Annotated in this window: 19 protein-coding genes and 1 pseudogene; 4 read left to right on the top strand and 16 right to left on the bottom strand. The window is 36.2% G+C overall.

Annotation, left to right across the window (positions count from 1 at the left end; genetic code table 11):
• Positions 1-26: 26 nt before the first annotated feature.
• The 11 genes and pseudogenes from OTJ99_RS03855 to OTJ99_RS12460 all read right to left on the bottom strand — a co-directional run bounded on the left by OTJ99_RS03855 (position 27) and on the right by OTJ99_RS12460 (position 10,500).
• Positions 27-1,481 (bottom strand): coproporphyrinogen III oxidase, encoded by a 1,455-nt coding sequence (locus tag OTJ99_RS03855; protein WP_083943515.1) that lies wholly within the window; start codon positions 1,479-1,481, stop codon positions 27-29.
• A 46-nt stretch (positions 1,482-1,527) separates the two neighbouring features.
• Positions 1,528-2,136 carry an MBL fold metallo-hydrolase gene (locus OTJ99_RS03850; protein ID WP_045165157.1) on the bottom strand — a complete coding sequence of 203 codons (609 nt, stop codon included), beginning with the start codon at positions 2,134-2,136 and terminating at the stop codon, positions 1,528-1,530.
• A 40-nt stretch (positions 2,137-2,176) separates the two neighbouring features.
• The gene (dtd, locus tag OTJ99_RS03845) at positions 2,177-2,626 is read right to left on the bottom strand and encodes a D-aminoacyl-tRNA deacylase (RefSeq protein ID WP_045165158.1); all 450 of its coding nucleotides are present in this window, start codon (positions 2,624-2,626) and stop codon (positions 2,177-2,179) included.
• Between the two features lie 6 nt (positions 2,627-2,632).
• Complete coding sequence (locus tag OTJ99_RS03840; RefSeq protein ID WP_045165159.1) at positions 2,633-4,801, bottom strand: RelA/SpoT family protein; 2,169 nt, start codon at positions 4,799-4,801, stop codon at positions 2,633-2,635.
• Between the two features lie 63 nt (positions 4,802-4,864).
• Positions 4,865-5,392, bottom strand: a complete 528-nt coding sequence (locus OTJ99_RS03835; protein WP_045165160.1) for an adenine phosphoribosyltransferase — start codon at positions 5,390-5,392, stop codon at positions 4,865-4,867.
• A gap of 246 nt (positions 5,393-5,638) precedes the next feature.
• Positions 5,639-6,175, bottom strand: a complete 537-nt coding sequence (locus OTJ99_RS03830; protein WP_235374640.1) for a stage II sporulation protein R — start codon at positions 6,173-6,175, stop codon at positions 5,639-5,641.
• 131 nt (positions 6,176-6,306) lie between these two features.
• Positions 6,307-6,645, bottom strand: a pseudogene (locus OTJ99_RS03825) (Ger(x)C family spore germination C-terminal domain-containing protein); the annotation flags it as partial.
• A 117-nt stretch (positions 6,646-6,762) separates the two neighbouring features.
• Positions 6,763-7,602: a Ger(x)C family spore germination protein gene (locus tag OTJ99_RS03820; RefSeq protein WP_235374641.1), complete on the bottom strand. Its 840-nt coding sequence runs from the start codon at positions 7,600-7,602 to the stop codon at positions 6,763-6,765.
• On the bottom strand, positions 7,599-8,699 hold the full coding sequence (locus OTJ99_RS03815) for a GerAB/ArcD/ProY family transporter (protein WP_045165161.1): 1,101 nt from the start codon (positions 8,697-8,699) through the stop codon (positions 7,599-7,601). Before OTJ99_RS03815 ends, OTJ99_RS03820 begins: the two co-directional genes overlap by 4 nt.
• Positions 8,696-10,288 (bottom strand): spore germination protein, encoded by a 1,593-nt coding sequence (locus tag OTJ99_RS03810; RefSeq protein ID WP_052671475.1) that lies wholly within the window; start codon positions 10,286-10,288, stop codon positions 8,696-8,698. The genes OTJ99_RS03815 and OTJ99_RS03810 overlap by 4 nt, the downstream gene beginning before the upstream one ends.
• A gap of 17 nt (positions 10,289-10,305) precedes the next feature.
• Positions 10,306-10,500 carry a CLC_0170 family protein gene (locus tag OTJ99_RS12460; RefSeq protein ID WP_045165162.1) on the bottom strand — a complete coding sequence of 65 codons (195 nt, stop codon included), beginning with the start codon at positions 10,498-10,500 and terminating at the stop codon, positions 10,306-10,308.
• Between the two features lie 127 nt (positions 10,501-10,627).
• On the opposite strand from OTJ99_RS12460, the gene OTJ99_RS03805 reads away from it, so the two are divergent.
• From OTJ99_RS03805 to OTJ99_RS03790, 4 genes are all read left to right on the top strand, one after another.
• Positions 10,628-11,080 (top strand): ACT domain-containing protein, encoded by a 453-nt coding sequence (locus tag OTJ99_RS03805; protein ID WP_045165163.1) that lies wholly within the window; start codon positions 10,628-10,630, stop codon positions 11,078-11,080.
• A gap of 27 nt (positions 11,081-11,107) precedes the next feature.
• A complete protein-coding gene (locus tag OTJ99_RS03800) occupies positions 11,108-12,364 on the top strand; it encodes a homoserine dehydrogenase (protein WP_045165164.1) in 1,257 nt (418 codons plus the stop codon).
• A 53-nt stretch (positions 12,365-12,417) separates the two neighbouring features.
• Positions 12,418-13,344: a homoserine kinase gene (gene thrB, locus OTJ99_RS03795; RefSeq protein WP_045165165.1), complete on the top strand. Its 927-nt coding sequence runs from the start codon at positions 12,418-12,420 to the stop codon at positions 13,342-13,344.
• Positions 13,345-13,438: 94 nt separating this feature from the next.
• Positions 13,439-14,668, top strand: a complete 1,230-nt coding sequence (locus OTJ99_RS03790; protein WP_045165166.1) for an aspartate kinase — start codon at positions 13,439-13,441, stop codon at positions 14,666-14,668.
• Positions 14,669-14,732: 64 nt separating this feature from the next.
• Here OTJ99_RS03790 and OTJ99_RS03785 read toward each other — a convergent pair whose 3' ends face one another.
• From OTJ99_RS03785 to rph, 5 genes are read right to left on the bottom strand one after another with little or no spacing between them, the layout of a single operon-like run.
• Positions 14,733-15,494 carry a DeoR/GlpR family DNA-binding transcription regulator gene (locus OTJ99_RS03785; RefSeq protein ID WP_045165167.1) on the bottom strand — a complete coding sequence of 254 codons (762 nt, stop codon included), beginning with the start codon at positions 15,492-15,494 and terminating at the stop codon, positions 14,733-14,735.
• Between the two features lie 46 nt (positions 15,495-15,540).
• Positions 15,541-16,089, bottom strand: coding sequence for a GNAT family N-acetyltransferase (locus OTJ99_RS03780; RefSeq protein ID WP_045165168.1), 549 nt, complete (start codon positions 16,087-16,089; stop codon positions 15,541-15,543).
• A 4-nt stretch (positions 16,090-16,093) separates the two neighbouring features.
• The gene (locus OTJ99_RS03775; protein WP_045165169.1) at positions 16,094-16,570 is read right to left on the bottom strand and encodes a metallophosphoesterase; all 477 of its coding nucleotides are present in this window, start codon (positions 16,568-16,570) and stop codon (positions 16,094-16,096) included.
• Complete coding sequence (locus tag OTJ99_RS03770; protein WP_045165170.1) at positions 16,548-17,162, bottom strand: XTP/dITP diphosphatase; 615 nt, start codon at positions 17,160-17,162, stop codon at positions 16,548-16,550. The genes OTJ99_RS03775 and OTJ99_RS03770 overlap by 23 nt, the downstream gene beginning before the upstream one ends.
• The gene (gene rph, locus OTJ99_RS03765; protein WP_045165171.1) at positions 17,131-17,907 is read right to left on the bottom strand and encodes a ribonuclease PH; all 777 of its coding nucleotides are present in this window, start codon (positions 17,905-17,907) and stop codon (positions 17,131-17,133) included. The genes OTJ99_RS03770 and rph overlap by 32 nt, the downstream gene beginning before the upstream one ends.
• Between the last annotated feature and the right edge of the window lie 6 nt (positions 17,908-17,913).

The following is a 17,913-nucleotide window of genomic DNA, read 5'->3' as shown; positions in this document are numbered from 1 at the left end:
AAAAACTTGCCCTCCCCAAAGACTTTTTAAATATTTAAAATTCGCGAGATGTAAAGTTGTATATCAGCAGGATTGAATACTCTTTCAATCCTGTCATTTTCAAATATGAATTTCGAAACAGCTTTTGCACCGCAAGCATATATGTTGTGCTTTTCTTGCATTATCATGACATTGTAAAGCCCTTCAAAACCTCTTTTTGAATATCCAACATTTTCAAAATTGCCTATCATGTTCTTTTGTCTGTACATATAATAAGGAATATATCCTTCTTCGCTCAAGATGGATTTTGTCCAATCAAGAAGATTGTTCACTGTGCCTTCGTCCATGAACCAATAGTCCTGCCACTTGAACCTCAAAACACTAGCTCTCTTTATTGAGAGCGTATGAACGGTAATTGAAGCAGGGTTTAGACTTAGCACATCATAAATTGTCTTTTGAAAGTCCTCTTCCTTTTCGTTCGGAAGACCTAAAATCACGTCGCTGTTTATGTTCTCAAACCCATATTCTCTTGCAAGCTCAAATGCCCTTTTAATATCCTCAAATGAGTGATTTCTACCTATTATTTGAAGTGTTCTGTCATTTGATGTCTGAGGATTTATACAAAGCCTCATATTAAAATCCTTTTTGTAAAGTGCTAAAAGTTCTAAAAGACTCTCGTTTATAGTGTCTGGTCTTCCCGCCTCAAATGTAATCTCACGAATATCTTCTTTATTCAAATTGGCAAGTAAACTTTCAAAAATCCTCTTTACATTCCCAACACCTAAAACAGCCGGGCTTCCTCCGCCAAAGTAGATAGCAACTATCTTATTTTCATTTTTCTCAATCAGTTTATATGTCCTCTCAAGCTCTGTCAAAAGCGCTTGAGTGTATAGGTCTAAAAGTGACTCTATCTTTTTGTTGAGTTCATGACAAGAAAATGAACAATACAAACATTTAGTTGGACAGATGGGTATTCCAATGTACAAACACGCAGCAAAAGAGTCAACCCTCTTTAAAACCTCAATTTCATTTTTAGCAACCTCAAGAAGAAGAAGGCTTTTCTTTTTAGATATATAGTATTCTCTTTGCAAATACTTAGAAGCTTCTTCAACTGGCATATTAGCTTTTACAAGTGGATATGCAATTTTAGTTGGTCTTATCCCCGTTAAAATACCCCACGGAAGTTCTTTATTAGTTAAAGCTTTTAAAATGTCATAAAGATTTTTCCCAAATATTCTCTTTGATTCATGTTCATCTTCTGTGAGCAAAAAGTTTCTTGCTGCAAGTTCTTTACCAGGCTCTTGTGCTTTTATAGTAACATTAAAGCCTTCAAACTGCGCCTTAAAATGAATATCCCCACCACTTCCAAAGTTTATTTCTGCATTCGGATAAAATGCTCGTATTATATGTTGAAAATCATATAAGAATTTTTGGCTATTTGAATAGTATGTAATCTTCAACTTTGAGTTACCCCTTTTTAAAATTATGTCTTTTAAAAACATAAAATAAAAAACTTATAGCTTTCTTTATCAGCTATAAGTTGGCCTATTATTTCTCTTGAAAATTTTTCAACTCTTCATCTATTGTAGTAGGAATTCCATGACCCGGATATACTTTTACATTCTTTGGTAAAATTAAGAGTTTATTTTTTATAGACTCAAAAATTTGTCCTTCATTTCCTAGTGGAAGGTCGCACCTTCCAAAAGAATCTTTAAAAAGTGTGTCTCCTGAAAAAAGGATATTATTTTCATACAAAAAACAGCTCGAACCGGGTGTGTGTCCAGGTGTGTGGATAACTTTCAACCTCAGGTTTCCAAATTCAAGTATATCACCATCTTTGAAATACTTATCACAATTTATTATTACCTCATTCCCCACCATATATGAAAGATTATAATTCGGATTCTGTAATATCACCATTTCATCTTCATGTGCGTAGATTGGAATCTTAAACCTTTGTTTTAGATAATGACAGCCTAAGATGTGGTCAAAATGGCCGTGAGTAAGAAGTATTGCAGACGGCACAAGATTATTTTCAACAACTACACTTTCAATCCTTGTTGCATCATCTCCCGGGTCAATTATCACAACCTCTTTCTCACCAAATATATAGCAGTTTGTCAAAATATCCCCAACTTCAATACATTTAAAAAACATTTAAACTCTTTCCCCCCTCTACTTTTATAAAACAAAACCTTCAGAAGACTTTTTTGCTGTCAAGAAGAATTGTAACAGGACCGTCATTTACAATCTCAACTTCCATATGAGCCTGAAAAATTCCACACTCAACTCTGCCCACCAGTGTTTTTAGCCTGTTCACAAAATAGTTATAAAGCCTTTCTGCTTTTTCTTTGTCTGCCGCAAACATGAAATTTGGTCGTCTTCCCTTTCTTGCATCACCCATAACTGTAAAGTTTGAAACAACCAAAATTTCTCCATTTACATCTTTCAAGGATAGATTAAACTTAGATGCTTCATCTTCAAATATCCTAAGATTTACAATCTTTTCACAAAGATAATTTGCATCTTCTTCTGTATCATCGTTCGCTACACCAACCAATACACAAAGTCCTCTGTCAATTTTCCCAACAATCTCGCCATCAACAACAACAGATGCTCTCTTTACCCTTTGTACAACTGCTCTCAAAATGCTTTAGCCTCCTTTTACACGCTGAACGTCAAATACGCTGTCAATTTTTCGAAGTTTTCTTATTATCTTTTCAAGCTGTTCTGTTGAGCTTATCTCAACAGTCAAATTGATATTTGCAATCCTGTCGCGTGTTGTTCTTCCTTGAATTGCCTTTACTGAAATCTTGTTCTCACCAAGCAGGTTTGTTATATCCATCAAAATGCCCGTTCTATCATTTGCTAAAATGTTAATTTGTGCATCAAACTTTGCATCTTTTGTAACATTCCACTCAGCTTCCACTATCCTCTCAGGCTCTTTTAAGTACTGTTCAACATTAGGACAGTCACGCCTGTGGATTGAAACGCCTCTTCCTCTTGTGATATACCCTATTACCTCATCACCAGGTACAGGATTGCAGCACTTTGCAAATCTCACAAGCACATTTTCAACACCTTTTACTAAAATACCGTTGTTAGAAGACGCTTTTGTGGGCTTTGGTTTTTCTATCTGAACTTCCTTGTTCTCGTCTTCTTTAATGTATTTTTTTATCTCTTCTTTGATCCTTAGGGCAATCTTGCCAACTGTAATTCCACCATAGCCAAGTGCTGCAAACATGTCTTCAGGTGTTCTGTATCCGTAGCGCTGTGAAACTGCTTGCAAGACGTCTTCCTTAAAGGCATATTGCATTGGAAGATTCATCTTCTTGATTTCTTTTTCTAAGATGTCCTTCCCTTTTTGGATATTCTCTTCTTTTCTTTCCCTTTTGAACCACGCATTGATTTTGCTCTTTGCCTGAGGGCTTTTAACAATCTTTAGCCAGTCCTGAGAAGGACCGTGGACATTGGGTGATGTTATAATCTCAACAATATCACCATTTTTGAGCTCATAGTCAATTGGCACAAGCTTGCCATTGACTTTAGCTCCTGCCATCTTGTTGCCTATTTCGCTGTGTATTGCATATGCAAAGTCAATGGGAGTTGAACCCTGTGGCAGGCTTATAACATCGCCTTTTGGTGTAAACACAAATACTTCATCAGAAAAGAGGTTGATTTTTAAAGACTCCATGAACTCTTTTGCATCTTTTAGCTCTTTTTGCCACTCTAAAAGTTCCCTGAGCCATGCAAATTTCTCATCCTCATCAGTAGACTTTATCCTTCCCTCTTTATACTTCCAGTGTGCAGCAATTCCATATTCTGCTGTTCTGTGCATGTCAAAGGTTCTAATCTGAACCTCAAACGGCTCTCCTTCAGGTCCTATTACTGTTGTGTGAAGTGACTGATACATATTAGGTTTTGGCATTGCAATATAATCTTTAAAACGGCCTGGCATTGGCTTAAACAATGTATGGATTATGCCAAGAACTCCATAGCAATCTTTTACAGAGTTTACAATAATTCTTATAGCAAACAAGTCGTAAATCTCTTCTAATGTTTTTCCCTGTTGCTTCATCTTTCTGTATATGCTGTAAAAGTGTTTTGGTCTTCCATCTATCTGGCCAACTTCAATGTTTGCTTCTTTAAGTTTTTCAGATATAAGATTAATTATCCTCTGGATATACTCCTCTCTTTCAACTCTTTTTTTTGCTATCTTTTCAACAAGGTCATAATACCCTTCTGGGTCAAGATAGCGAAGAGATAAGTCCTCAAGTTCCCATTTTATTTTCGAAATTCCAAGTCTGTGGGCAAGCGGTGCATAGATGTCAATTGTCTCTTGCGCTTTTTGACGCTGCTTTTCAGGAGGCAAGTACTTCAAAGTTCTCATATTGTGCAGCCTGTCAGCAAGCTTTATCAAAATCACTCTTATATCTTTTGCCATTGCAATGAGCATCTTACGATAGTTTTCTGCCTGCTGCTCAAGCTTGCTTGTAAACTCAAGCTTGCCAAGTTTTGTAACCCCATCAACCAAAGATGCAATTTCGCTACCGAACTCTTGTTCGATTTGTTGTAGTGACGCAGAGGTATCCTCCACAACATCGTGCAACAGCCCTGCCACAATCGATGCAATATCAAGCTCAAGGTCAGCTAAAATCAGCGCAACTTCTAAGGGATGTACTATATATGGTTCACCAGAACTTCTTTCCTGCCCGTCATGATGTTTTTTTGCAAATTCATAGGCCTTTTTGATTAAATTGATATCTTCCTCTGTTGCGTACTTCTTCACCTTTTTTATCAGCTGTTCAAATTTCTCCTCCAAAGACTATTTCACCTCGAAGGACCACTTTTATTTTTGGTCCATTTTTTAAATTTTTAAAAGATTTTAAATCAAAGAAGACTCAAACTGGACAACAGACCTCACATCATATCCTTTTAAGTTTTGTCTTCCATTCAAATAGGTAAGTTCAACAAGATATGCAATACCCACAACCTTGCCACCAAGTTTCTCAACAAGCTTTATATTCGAAAGTGTTGTACCACCTGTTGCTAAAAGGTCATCTATAATGACTACCTTTTGCCCGGGCTGTATTGCGTCAATGTGCATCTCAAGAATATCCTTGCCGTACTCAAGTTCATATTCAACAGATACGGTTTTATAAGGAAGTTTGCCCTTTTTTCTGACCAGTACAAGACCTTTGTTCAAGACATACGCAACTGGTGCACCAAAGATAAAGCCTCTTGACTCAGGTCCAACAATTAGGTCAAAGTCAAGGTCTTTTACCAAATCTACTAGAGAATCAATTGCGTATTTGAATGCATCCTTGTCCTGCAAAACTGTTGTTATATCAATAAAATCTATACCCTCTTTTGGAAAATTCAAAACGTGTCTGAATTTTTCTTTCAGATTCATCCCATATCCTCCTGTTTCTTTTATTAAAATTTGTGTTCACGATATTTAGTATATCAAAAAAAATAATAGTTTTTGAATACCTACATATCAAATCTTTCAAAAAAATAAAAAAGCCCTTTTACTCCACAAAGGGAAATAAAAGGGCTTTTCTATATGCTCTTAAATACTCTTTTGAACCATGCTTCTTTGTAAAACTTTGTCTTTAGTATTTCATATACTTTGAGTTTCAGTTTTACAGGCATCTTATCAACGCTGCTGTAGCTCGTGGCAATTATATACTCTTTTTTTGTAAGTGATTTCTTTAAGCTCCTTTTTTGCCTTTTCTGGAAGTTCTAACTTTGCCTCATCAACAATACAAAGCGGCGGGAATATTACGCACCACCAGTTACTTCCACTTCCCTCACCAATGAACACCTTAACAGCATCATAAACACCAGAAGGAAACAGAAAGCCGTCATAGATTCTGTTTGGAAATAAATTTCTTTGTATGGCTACTTTTACATTATAGTTATATCCTCTTTGATTTATCTGCTGCTGTAAATATTTTTCTATTTGGGGGGTTTGAAGAGAAATTTGTTTTAATACATATGTCTTGCCTTTTGAATAATCAATTCTGCTTGAAAGATAAAAAATTAGCTTGTCTTTCACATATATCTTTAAATCTTGGTCTTCTTTTGAGTTGCTATTTGCAAGAATATGAATCCTTACAACTTTGTCTGCCAAATCATTTCGAAGGATACCAAGTTCTTTATAGCTCAAGTACCAATAGAAGAAATAAAACATAGTAGGGCAAACACAGCTGCAAAGAGATATCCTTGAATTTTCTTTTACTTAGCGTCATATTTTCTCTCCTCAATTTAACTTTTCTTTCTTTTAGCATTGCCACAAAAGAAAAGTTTTATACATGTCTGTCCTTAATAAATGGTGCCGCTTCTCCTAACTCTCACATCAGGCACAACTACTATATCAATCTTTTTAAACTCATCATTCCAGTTTTTCTTAAGCCTTTCCCAATCTTTTGGCCTTCTTTTTGATATTAAGTCACCAATACCTAAGATATCAGCATTGTATTTAAATTTAAGAAGGTTCACAAGTTCAGCTGCTTTCTGTTTTATAATACCATTTAGTCCTTTTTGTATATAGCTTCTCATAGGGTCATCTAAAACTTTATAACCACTTTGAAATACAAATTGGTTTACCTCACCTTCAATTCGGATATTGTATATGACCTTTATTCTACCATCTTTGCTTTCTAACTTCTTTTTAGTCTAGTCCTCTGTGGTGATAAATGGAACATAGGTGGACTTGTACTTCAAATCATCAATCAACGTATGTTTTACCTTACCCATCAAAAGTTTGTAGATAATTAGCTACTTTTCATTAAGCCACCCAACAAACCTGTAGTTCTTAAAAACTGCCGCACCAGCTACTCTCAGCGTCTCAACGCCTGGTTCTACTCTTGAGATAACTGCACATTTGGAGTTTATAAAGCTGTTTATAACATTGCTTAAAGGTGTGTCTATAATCCTTCCATAGACCGTTGCGTTTTTTGAAATCTCAAAAAGGTGAATTCCTGTCACAGGCTGGACAAGAGGCATTGTGTTTAAAGTGTCTCTTGCAGTTGTCTCTGAAACATATAAAAAGGTATTTTGAGGAATGTCTTTGTCTCTATACAGCGTGTCCAAAACCTCTTTAACAAGTTCTGGATTATCTACCAAGCCTCTTCCTAAGACAACAACCTTAAGATACCCATAATAAAGTCTTTTGTTTATATCTCTTTCAAGGTAATTTCTTATACCAAGCACACTATTTGTTGGCCTTACAAACAAAAACCTCATCTGCTCATCAGCTTTTGAGTCTTTGTTCATCATTCTGAGATTTGGAAAAAGCACAGTAACAGAGTATTTATACAGATTTTCTTTTGTTGGTAAAGGAGGTTTGACCTTTCTTTTTGTCTTTGGGTCAATGCCTTTCCGGTTTGTTTTGATCTCTGGCTTTTTCTGGTCTGGTGGAAACTTTTCGGTCTTTTTTTCAAGGTCAATGTACTTTTTGTTCTCATATTTATTTAAATCACTCAGATCATATTTATCAACGCCAAGCGCTAAAATGTATCTCCTGTCTTCTATCTTAATCCTGTCCCAGCACCCTGTGAAAGTGAATGTTATTATAAAAAGCATCAGTACTAAACCTGATATTTCCAAGCTTTTCATGTCTTCTTCACCTTCTTTTTTAAGACAAGCACAACATAGGTTATAAGTGGCAATATCAACACAACAAAGGTTGCAAAAAAGTAGCTGAAATAATCCATATATTTTTGAGTTTGTAAAATGTTATGGGGAATTAAAGAAAGGATGTATATAAACGGAAGCCGGGCAAATACAAAAAAGTTATGTTCTTTTGTATTGAATATCCTTGCTAAAATTAAGCTTGCCACCATTAAAAATATAATCTCTGTTGTATACGTTGTTATCATCCACAGAGCAACCACTATGCTTTCGGGTCTTTCTATTACAATCTCTAAAACTGTCACATCTCTAAAAAGATTTAAAGTAGGCCAAACCAGAGTTTGCATCTCTTTTGAACCAAAATCGGCAGTGCAAAATATTACTATTACCTCATAAATAAAAACCGTTATTAAAAAACCAAATAAAGCACTTCTGACTAATTTATCCTTTCTTCTTATATACGGCAGGAAGAAAAGAAAAACCTCAAACCCTAAAAAACTAAATATTGTGCTCCCTATACCTTGAATTAACTTTTTGAAAGGAATATTCAAAATTGACAAAAGATTTGAAAAATCAAGTCTTTGATATACAAAAAATGATAAGATAACTATAATCACAACAATTCCTGGCATGAGAATTTCGCACATTCTTGCTATGACCTCAACACTATATCTTGCAAGATATGCACACGTCAAAAGAAATGTAATTATTAAAACTTCGGTAGGTGTGAGATTAAACATAAACTCTTTTGCTGTCTCAGCAATTAGCCTTGTTTCAAATGCGGAAAAAACTATAAAATAGACAACATAAATAAAAGAAAAAACAACGCCAAGTACTTTACCAAAAGCAGAATTTAAAAGCTCTATAAAGGTGACATCAGGATTTGACATTGAAATTCTAAATAGAAGCAAAAAGACCAAAAAAGAAATTGTACCGCCAAGCAGCACTACAATCCAGCCGTTCTGATCAGCATATTTTGCAACTCCTGATGGCATAAACATAATACCTATTCCAATCATGACAGATACAAAAAGGACAAAACACTGAAAACTGGATATCTTGTCATTGTCGTTTATTATCATCTATTTTCACCTGCCACACTCGATGGTTGACCTCGCTCATACATCATCCTTATCTTTTGCTGTGTGCTTGCAAAAATAGGTCTTGCCCAGAGATATCTTGTGGGAAGCCTTACAATTGCATCCTTGTAGTCCATAATTTCAAACGAGACAAATGGTGAAAGCATTGGTACACCAAAGCTTTTGAGTTTAACCAAATTGCCTAATATAATAAGACTCAAAAGTATAAATCCATAAAGACCCAGTGCTGCACAAACAAGTATATACACAAACTTCAACAGTCTTAAGGATATTGAAAGATTATAAGCCGGCACTGCAAACGATGCAATTGCAGTTGTTGCAACAAGTATGACCATAATAGGCGAAATAATTCCTGCTTGAACTGCTGCCTGTCCTATAATCAAGCCTCCTACAATCCCAATTGTTTGGCCAATCGGTCCGGGAAGTCTCAAACCTGCCTCTCTTAAAAGCTCTAACATGAACTCCAAAAAAAGTGCTTCAATAAAAACAGGAATTGGCACTCCTTCTCTTGTTGCAGCAATAAAGAGCCCTAAGTCAGGTGGAATCATGCTTGGTGTAAATGATAAAATTGAAATATAAAATCCTTGGAGTGTCATAGCAACAGTTGCGGCAATAACCCTCAGTATCCGTATAACCGTTGCTATATGCCATCTTTCGTAATAATCCTCTGCATGCTGAATAGAAGTCATAATAGTTGCGGGAACAATGAGAGCAGTGTTTGTATTGTCGCACAAAATCACAACTCTTCCTTCATAAATGGCTGCAACTGCCGTGTCAACCCTCTCTGTGTGCTGGATGGTTGGGAAAAAGCAAAAGACATCATCTTCGATCAGCTGTTCTATCATTTCACCATCAATTATCGCATCAATATCTATTTTAGAAAGCCTTTGTTTAACTTCATTCAAAACGTCTTTATCAACAATGTCGTCAATATACACAAGATATATATCAGTTTGCGACCGTCTTCCAAGTTCCATATTTTTTATTCTAAGGCGTGTATCTCTCTCTCTTCGCCTAATAACAGCTGTTGAAAACCTTACAACTTCATTGAAGCTGTCTCTTGGACCTCTTACAGCATTTTCAGTAATTGGCTGTTGGATGCCTTTGTTTGGAAAGTTTCGGGTTGAGATTCGAATAATCTTGTCGCTTCCATCCACAAAAAGAAGCCTCTCTCCACAAAGAAGATCCAAAATGGCATTTTTAAAACTCGTTACTTCTTTTATGTCAGCAGTTGCAAGGATATGGTTTGAAATCTTCTCATATGCATTGATCTGATTTATATCTTCATCCATCAGGGTTGTCTCAATCATAAGATGCTTTATAACATCTCTGTCTATAATCTCTCTTGAAACAAAACCGTCCACAAACACTGTTGCACACTTGACATTTGTACAATAAAATTCCCTGTATACAATATCGTCGTTGTCAACAAGAAGTTCTTTTAGGTAGTTGAGATTGTCATCAATCTTCTTTGAAATCTCATCTTTTGCTTTAACAAATTTGCTTTCATGCAAGCACTGATATCCTTTTTCTCTCTGTCTTTTTCTTTTTATAATTTCAAAAAATCTCATCTTTTAAATCACCACTTTTAGATAAAAAGTTTTACTATATAAAAGAAAATACCAATTACAATCAAAACACTTGCCGTGATTCTTGCTAATTTGATCTCTCTCTTTAAATTCTTCGATTTAAGCTCCCTTATATCAAACATAAATATTAAAATACCACTTAAGAGAAACATTAGAATACTATACTTTGTAATGATATCTGAAAGCTTAACCATCGTATAAAATTCCTTTTCTACCATTTAGTATGAAATAAAATATCTTTTTTTATACTTGAATTTTGTCTTCGAGTATGCTAAAATCCATTTCATAAAGACATTTGTCTTTATTAGGTGAACAACAAAAATGCTAAAGAAAGATGCCACGTACTATATAGTTGAGGAGAGTGTTTTGCCAGAGGTTTTTTTAAAAGTCATCAAGGCAAAAGAGCTTTTAGAAAAGGGTGAGGTTAAGGCCGTAAACGAAGCTGTGAAAATTGTTGGAATTTCAAGAAGTGCATTTTATAAATACAAGGATTGTATATTCCCTTTTTTTGAAAGTTCAAGAGGAAAAATAATAACGCTTGCACTTGTTCTTCAAGACATACCCGGTATTCTTTCCAAAATATTGAACATTATCTCTGACACAAACGCAAATATACTTACAATCAACCAAAACATTCCCTTGGGTGGAGTTGCAACTGTTACAATATCCATTAGAACATCTGAGATGACAAAGTCTGTAAAAGAGCTGATTCAAGAAATTGAAAAGGTTGACGGAGTTAAGAAGATTGAAATATTAGGAAGAGAAGAATATTAAAGTTTTCAAAAAGGAGGGAAATTTGAATTGGTAAAGATTGCAATAATGGGATTTGGTGTTGTTGGTTCAGGTGTGTGGGAAGTTTTGACAAAAAACGCAGCATCAATTGCTAAAAGAGCTGGCGATGAGATAGGAGTTAAATACATCTTAGATATTCGTGACTTTCCAGACCATCCTGCAAAAGATTTGATTATTAAAGACTTTGACAAAATTTTAAATGACGATGAGGTTTCTATTGTCGTTGAAACAATTGGTGGGCTTGAGCCTGCGTATACTTATACAAAAAAGCTTTTAGAAAAAGGAAAGCATGTTGTAACATCCAATAAAGAACTTGTTGCAAAGTATGGACCAGAGCTTTTGAGAATTGCAAAGGAGAAGAATATAAATTATTTCTTTGAAGCAAGTGTTGGCGGTGGAATACCTATTATAAGACCTCTTCAGAACTGTTTGGCAGGAAATCAAATAACAGAGATTGCAGGAATTTTAAATGGCACCACAAACTATATCCTGACACAGATGAACAAATACTCACTGTCATTTGAGGAGGCGCTAAAACAGGCCCAGGAAAAAGGGTATGCAGAGAGAAACCCAAGCAACGATGTTGACGGGCATGACGCATGCAGAAAGATTGCAATCTTATCTTCAATTGCATACTCTCACTATGTAAACTATGAGAATATTTATACAGAGGGTATCTCAAAAGTTACAAAAGAAGACATGGAATATGCAGAGGAGCTCGGGTGCACAATAAAACTCATTGCTATGAGCAAAAAGTTAGATAGCACAACTGTTTTTGCGAGGGTAAGTCCACTTATGATACTCCAAAAAAGTCCTTTTGCAAATGTCGATGATGTATTTAATGCAATATTAGTAAAAGGTGATGCAATAGGCGATGTGATGTTCTATGGCCAAGGCGCTGGTAAACTTCCAACTGCAAGTGCGGTGGTGGGAGATATAATTGACATTGTCAAGCACATCGACAAGTCATATGTCTACACTTGGGGAATCTCTGGTGATATAAAGGTTTTGGATATAGATCAAACTTCATGCAGATTCTTTGTAAGAGTAAAGTACAAAGACCTATCAAAGGCAAAAGACGCAGTTTCAATTATTTTCAATGACTGTATGATTGTAAATACTCACAAACCAATTGGTGAAAGTGAGTTTGCGTTTGTCACACATGAGATGAAAGAAGGAGAATTCAAAGAGAAGATATCACAACTTGAAAAACTACCTGCTATTGAAAAGGTTTTATCTATCATCAGATATGATGAAAATATATAAAAGGGCTTAGAATAAATGAATAAATCTAAGTAGCTTGGGGGTAAGTTATAGAAATGATTTCTGTAAAGGTCCCGGCATCATCGGCAAACCTTGGTGCCGGATTTGACTGTATGGGGGTTGCACTAAAACTTTATAATATTATTGAAGTGGAAGAAATCGAAAAAGGATTGATCATAACCTCAAACCCAGACGACCCATCAATCGCCAAAGATGAAAATAACCTTGTTTTCAAAGCCATGAAGGTTGTATTTGACGAGGTTGGCTGGTACCCAAAGGGGTTGAGGATAAATCTTATAAATGAAATTCCACTAACACGTGGGTTGGGTTCGTCTGCTGCCTGTATCTCAGGTGGAATTTATGCTGCAAACCTTCTGTGTGGTGGAAAGCTTTCTGAAGAAGAGATGATTTTTTTGGCAGCTAAGATGGAAGGGCATCCTGACAATTCAACACCTGCAATGATTGGCGGACTTGTCTTTGCAGTACTGGAAGAAAATAAGGTAAACTACATTAAGTTTGTTGTGCCAAACAGACTCAAGTTTGCAGTGTTCATCCCTGACTTTCAGCTTTCTACTGAGTATGCAAGAAATATTCTGCCAAAGTATATTGAGTTTAAAGATGCTGTGTTCAATGTTGGAAGAGCTGCACTTTTTGCAAGCGCAATTACAACAGGAAACTACGAACTTCTGCCTGCTGCAACACAAGATAGACTTCATCAGCCGTACAGAAAAAAACTTATTCCTGACTTTGATAAAATTGTAAATTTATTTTTAGAGTTTGGTGCAAAAGGAGCATTCTTATCCGGTGCTGGTCCTTCTATAATAGCACTGATTGATGAAAACTACGATATTTTTGAGCAGAATGTTAGGAATGCACTCAAGTCCTTAGAGTTGAAAGCTAACTGGGATTTGATGATTTTAGAAGCTGATAACAGTGGTGCTACAGTCTTTTCTGTGCAAAGTAGCAGTAGTTTTAAGAGATAAGGCAATTATTAAAAAAGTGTAATATAATATTATCAAACCGACTATACAAGTTTAAAGAAATCTTTTAGTTTAAATAAAAGGGAGGGAACAAAAATTGGGAATAGTTGTTCAAAAGTATGGGGGAACGTCTGTTGCAGATAAAGAGAGAATATTCAGAGCAGCAAGGCGGGCAGTTAGCGAGTATGAAAAAGGAAACAAGGTAGTGGTTGTTGTCTCTGCTCAAGGCGACACCACCGATCAGCTAATCGAAAAGGCAAAAGAGATAAATGAAAACCCATCTAAAAGAGAGATGGATATGCTACTTTCAACAGGTGAGCAGATATCAATTGCTCTTATGGCAATGGCAATTGAAAAGCTCGGGTATCCTGTAATATCACTTACTGGCTGGCAGGCAGGAATAAAGACAGATAGTAACCACACCAATGCCAGAATTAAAGAAATTGACACAGAAAGGCTTCAAAGAGAGCTTGACAAAAGAAACATAGTGGTTGTTGCCGGCTTTCAGGGAATAAACAAGTACGATGACATCACAACTTTGGGTCGTGGCGGGTCTGACACAACAGCCGTGGCTTTAGCTGCAGCCTTGAAAGCTGACAAGTGCGAAATATATACAGATGTTGATGGTGTGTATACTGCAGACCCAAGAATTGTTCCAAATGCTTCAAAGCTAAAAGAGATTTCATATGATGAAATGTTAGAGCTTGCAACGCTGGGTGCAAAGGTTCTTCATAACAGGTCTGTTGAGCTTGCAAAAAAATATAACATTCCTATAGTTGTCAGGTCATCTTTTAATGACAATGAAGGAACAGTTGTAAAGGAGGTAAGTTCTGTGGAAAAACTGCTTGTGTCAGGTGTTGCTTGTGACAAAGATATAGCAAGGGTTGCTGTGATTGGAGTTGAAAATGTGCCAGGAAAGGCATTCCAGATATTCTCTTTACTTGCGAAAGAGAATATAAATGTTGATATAATCTTGCAATCAATTGGAAGAGAAAAGACAAAAGATATATCATTTACTGTGTCAAAAAGCAATCTCAAGCAGACATTAGATGTATTGACAAAGAACCTGCATGTAATTGGAGCAAAGGATATAACATACGCAGACAATGTTGCAAAGGTGTCAATTGTAGGTGCTGGAATGGTCAACAACCCAGGCGTTGCTGCAATGATGTTTGAAGCACTCTATGATGCAGGAATTAACATTGAAATGATTTCAACATCAGAAATAAAGATTTCTGTTTTAATTGACGAAAAGGATGCTGAAAAGGCAGTAAGAGCTATACATGATAAGTTTAAACTACATCTTTTGAATAGCAACGGAAAATAAAGGGCAAAGTTTTGGGATAATACATAAGGGGCTGCTTCAAAAATCCCAGGCAGCCCCTTTACTTTTAACAGTATACAATCTCAACATTCTTCTCTCTTATTGCATTTTCTTGACTTGGTGGCAGTACCTTGTCGGTGAAGATAAAGTCTACATCATCAAGTGTTGCAATGTTCACAAGTGCTGTTTTGTTCATCTTTGTGTGGTCTGCAATCATATAAACCTGTTCTGCTATCTCAATCATCATCTTTTTTACCTGTGCTTCAAGCTCGTTTGACTCTGTAAAGCCTTTTTCAATGTCAAACCCTTTACATGAAATTATAGCCTTGTTTGCATTAAGAGATTTCAAAGTATTCTCTGCAATAGGCCCAACAAGCGAAAGTGACCTATTTCTCAGCGTCCCACCTGTCGAAATCACCTTGATGTCTTCAAAAACTTTGAGCTCATTTATTATCTGCTCAGAGTTTGTAATGACTGTTATTTTCTTTTTGGTTTTGAGAAGCTTTGCAACTTGCAGAGCTGATGTGCTTGAGTCCATGACAAGTGTGTCGCCATCTTCGATATACTTTATTAAAGTCAGAGCTATTTGTTTTTTACCTTCAATGTTTGTTACATTTCTGAACTCAAATGGAATGTCAACATTGTAGTTTTCAACCAAGACTGCACCGCCATATGTTCTTTTTAAAAGTCCTTCCTTTTCAAGTTTCTCCAGGTCGCGCCTGATAGTTTCTTCTGTGACATTGAAAAGCTTTGCAAGCTCTGGAACAAGTACACTCTTGTTTTCATTTAGCATTGCCATTATCTTTTGTCTTCGTTCAATAGCAAGCACCTTTTTCTTACCTCCCTTTATAGATTTCAAACTGATTTCATATTCATTATTTCTGGTTTGCTATCTTCTCAAAATCTTTTCTTGTCATACCCATTATGATAACATCATGAAACTTTCCATCAATAAGCCTTGCTTCACGTAAAACCCCTTCAATTTTAAACCCACATTTCTGATAAGCTTTAATAGCCCTTATATTGTCATCAAATGTGTCAAGCTCTATTCTGTTTATATCAAGGGTTGTAAATAGGTATTTTACAAATGCCTTTATTGCGTCGGTGCCAAAACCTTTCCCCCAATACTCTTTTTCGCCTATGTGAATTCCAAGCACAACAACTTTATTTATAGGGTCATAGTCGCGGTAAGAAATAGAACCAATTGGTTTTCTGTCTTTTGTCTCAACTATAAACCGTTTAACACTTGAGGATGAACGCGAATAATACCATCTTCTGAACTCTCCAATAGATGTATAAGGAGCATCCTTCACACCACGTGCCCAGTACGCCACCTCTGGGTCATTTGACCATTTTTGGAGATATTTTAGATCTCCCCACCTCAGTTCCCTTATATTTACAAGTTCACCTTTTGCTATTAACATCCTTTCACACCTTTTCTAAATATGCTACAACACCAAACGCAGTTACCTCCGCAATAGCATATGACCTAGAGCCGTCTCTTGAAAGTGCTAAGCTGCCAGGGTTTAAAAATAAAATGTTGTCAGAGTAAAACTCTTCTTGCTGGTGTGTATGACCAAAAAACACTGCATCAACTTTTAAAGCCTTTGCGTGGTTAACAATAAGCTCATATGTAGACTTCACAGAATACATATGACCATGTGTTATTAAAATCTTTTTACCCCCAACTTCAATAATCTTCTCTGTTGGAAAATCTTTTGTAAAGTCGTTATTCCCTCGTACTATCTCAAATTTGAGATTTGGAAATTTATTCTGAAGATATACAGCATCTTTCACCAGGTCTCCTAGATGAACGCATAAAACAATATTTTTTTCATACTTTTTTACAATCCTCTCAGCATCATAAGTAATTCCATGTGTGTCACTCAGAACTAATATCTTCATTGTAAATCTCACCCAAAATCCTTTTTAGTTTTTCAAAAGCTTTAGCTCTGTGTGATATCCTGTTTTTCTCCTCACTTTCAAGCTCTGCAAATGTCAAAGTAGAGCCTTCAGGAATAAATACAGGGTCATACCCAAACCCATTTTTACCTCTTGGTTCAAAACCAATTTTTCCTCGGCATATTCCTTTTGTCTGATATACTCTGCCATTTTCATCAATAAATGTAAGCACACAGACAAACTGTGCACCCCTTTTTTCACAAGGAACATCCCTTAGTTCTTCTAAAAGCTTTTTAATTCTTTCTTCATCTGTTGCATTTTCGCCTGCATATCTTGCAGAATACACTCCAGGTCTTCCGCCAAGTGCATCTACTTCAAGGCCAGAGTCGTCTGCTAAAGTTGGTAATCTGTAAAGGTCGTATATAGTTTTTGCCTTTTTTAAGGCATTTTCTTCAAAAGTCTTTCCATCCTCAATTATGTTGATATTTCCTTCAAAATCGCTCAGAGTCAAAACCTCGTCAAAAAAATCTCCAATCAGCTCTTTTATCTCTTTTGCCTTTCCTCTATTCTTGGTCGCAACAAGAAGTTTTCTCATCCTTAGGAACACTCCCAATAAGTTTACTATCTTCCCCTAATATCTCTTTTTGTATTTCAATAATCTTTTGAATACCTTGTTTTCCAAGTTCAAGTAGCCTTTCAAACTGCTCCTGGGTAAAAGCAGCACCCTCTGCTGTGCCCTGAATTTCAATAAATTCTCCTTTGTCGTTCATAACAAGGTTCATATCAACAGAGGCTTTGGAGTCCTCTTCAAAACAAAGGTCAAGCATCTCAACCCCGTCACATATCCCAACAGAGACTGCTGCAACAAAATCTGTGATTGGGAAATTTTCTATCACTTTCTCATCATAAAGCTTTTTGCAGGCATCAAACATCGCAATAAATCCGCCCGTGATTGAAGCTGTTCGCGTACCCCCGTCTGCCTGAATAACGTCACAGTCAAGAATTATCACACGCTCACCCAATGCTTTAAAGTTTATACCAGCTCTGAGAGCTCTTCCAATTAGCCTTTGTATCTCTTGGCTTCGGCCGCTGAGCCTGAGTTTATTTATATCTCTTACATTTCTCTGCTGGGTTGCCCTTGGAAGCATTGAATACTCAGCAGTAATCCAGCCCTCACCACTTCCTTTTTTAAAAGGAGGTACTTTGTCGTCAATTGTTGCAGTGACAATTACCTTTGTGTTGCCCATCTCAATCAGGCATGAACCTTCAGCATATTTTATAAAGTTTCGTGTTATCTTTATTGGTCGAAGTTCATTATATGCTCTCTGGTCTGGTCTCATGGCTCT

The sequence above is a fragment of the Caldicellulosiruptor naganoensis genome (genome assembly GCF_026914285.1).
Taxonomy (GTDB): domain Bacteria; phylum Bacillota; class Thermoanaerobacteria; order Caldicellulosiruptorales; family Caldicellulosiruptoraceae; genus Caldicellulosiruptor; species Caldicellulosiruptor naganoensis.
This window is presented reverse-complemented; position numbering and strand designations above follow the sequence as displayed.

Excerpts from the sequence above, each read along its gene's own strand:
- OTJ99_RS03855 (WP_083943515.1), bottom strand. The coding sequence starts at position 1,481 with ATGTTTTTAAAAGACATAATTTTAAAAAGGGGTAACTCAAAGTTGAAG.
- OTJ99_RS03850 (WP_045165157.1), bottom strand. The coding sequence starts at position 2,136 with ATGTTTTTTAAATGTATTGAAGTTGGGGATATTTTGACAAACTGCTAT.
- OTJ99_RS03835 (WP_045165160.1), bottom strand. The coding sequence starts at position 5,392 with ATGAATCTGAAAGAAAAATTCAGACACGTTTTGAATTTTCCAAAAGAG.
- OTJ99_RS03830 (WP_235374640.1), bottom strand. The coding sequence starts at position 6,175 with ATGTTTTATTTCTTCTATTGGTACTTGAGCTATAAAGAACTTGGTATC.
- OTJ99_RS03820 (WP_235374641.1), bottom strand. The coding sequence starts at position 7,602 with ATGAAAAGCTTGGAAATATCAGGTTTAGTACTGATGCTTTTTATAATA.
- OTJ99_RS03815 (WP_045165161.1), bottom strand. The coding sequence starts at position 8,699 with ATGATAATAAACGACAATGACAAGATATCCAGTTTTCAGTGTTTTGTC.
- OTJ99_RS03810 (WP_052671475.1), bottom strand. The coding sequence starts at position 10,288 with ATGAGATTTTTTGAAATTATAAAAAGAAAAAGACAGAGAGAAAAAGGA.
- OTJ99_RS12460 (WP_045165162.1), bottom strand. The coding sequence starts at position 10,500 with ATGGTTAAGCTTTCAGATATCATTACAAAGTATAGTATTCTAATGTTT.
- OTJ99_RS03805 (WP_045165163.1), top strand. The coding sequence starts at position 10,628 with ATGCTAAAGAAAGATGCCACGTACTATATAGTTGAGGAGAGTGTTTTG.
- thrB (WP_045165165.1), top strand. The coding sequence starts at position 12,418 with ATGATTTCTGTAAAGGTCCCGGCATCATCGGCAAACCTTGGTGCCGGA.
- OTJ99_RS03780 (WP_045165168.1), bottom strand. The coding sequence starts at position 16,089 with ATGTTAATAGCAAAAGGTGAACTTGTAAATATAAGGGAACTGAGGTGG.
- OTJ99_RS03775 (WP_045165169.1), bottom strand. The coding sequence starts at position 16,570 with ATGAAGATATTAGTTCTGAGTGACACACATGGAATTACTTATGATGCT.
- OTJ99_RS03770 (WP_045165170.1), bottom strand. The coding sequence starts at position 17,162 with ATGAGAAAACTTCTTGTTGCGACCAAGAATAGAGGAAAGGCAAAAGAG.
- rph (WP_045165171.1), bottom strand. The coding sequence starts at position 17,907 with ATGAGACCAGACCAGAGAGCATATAATGAACTTCGACCAATAAAGATA.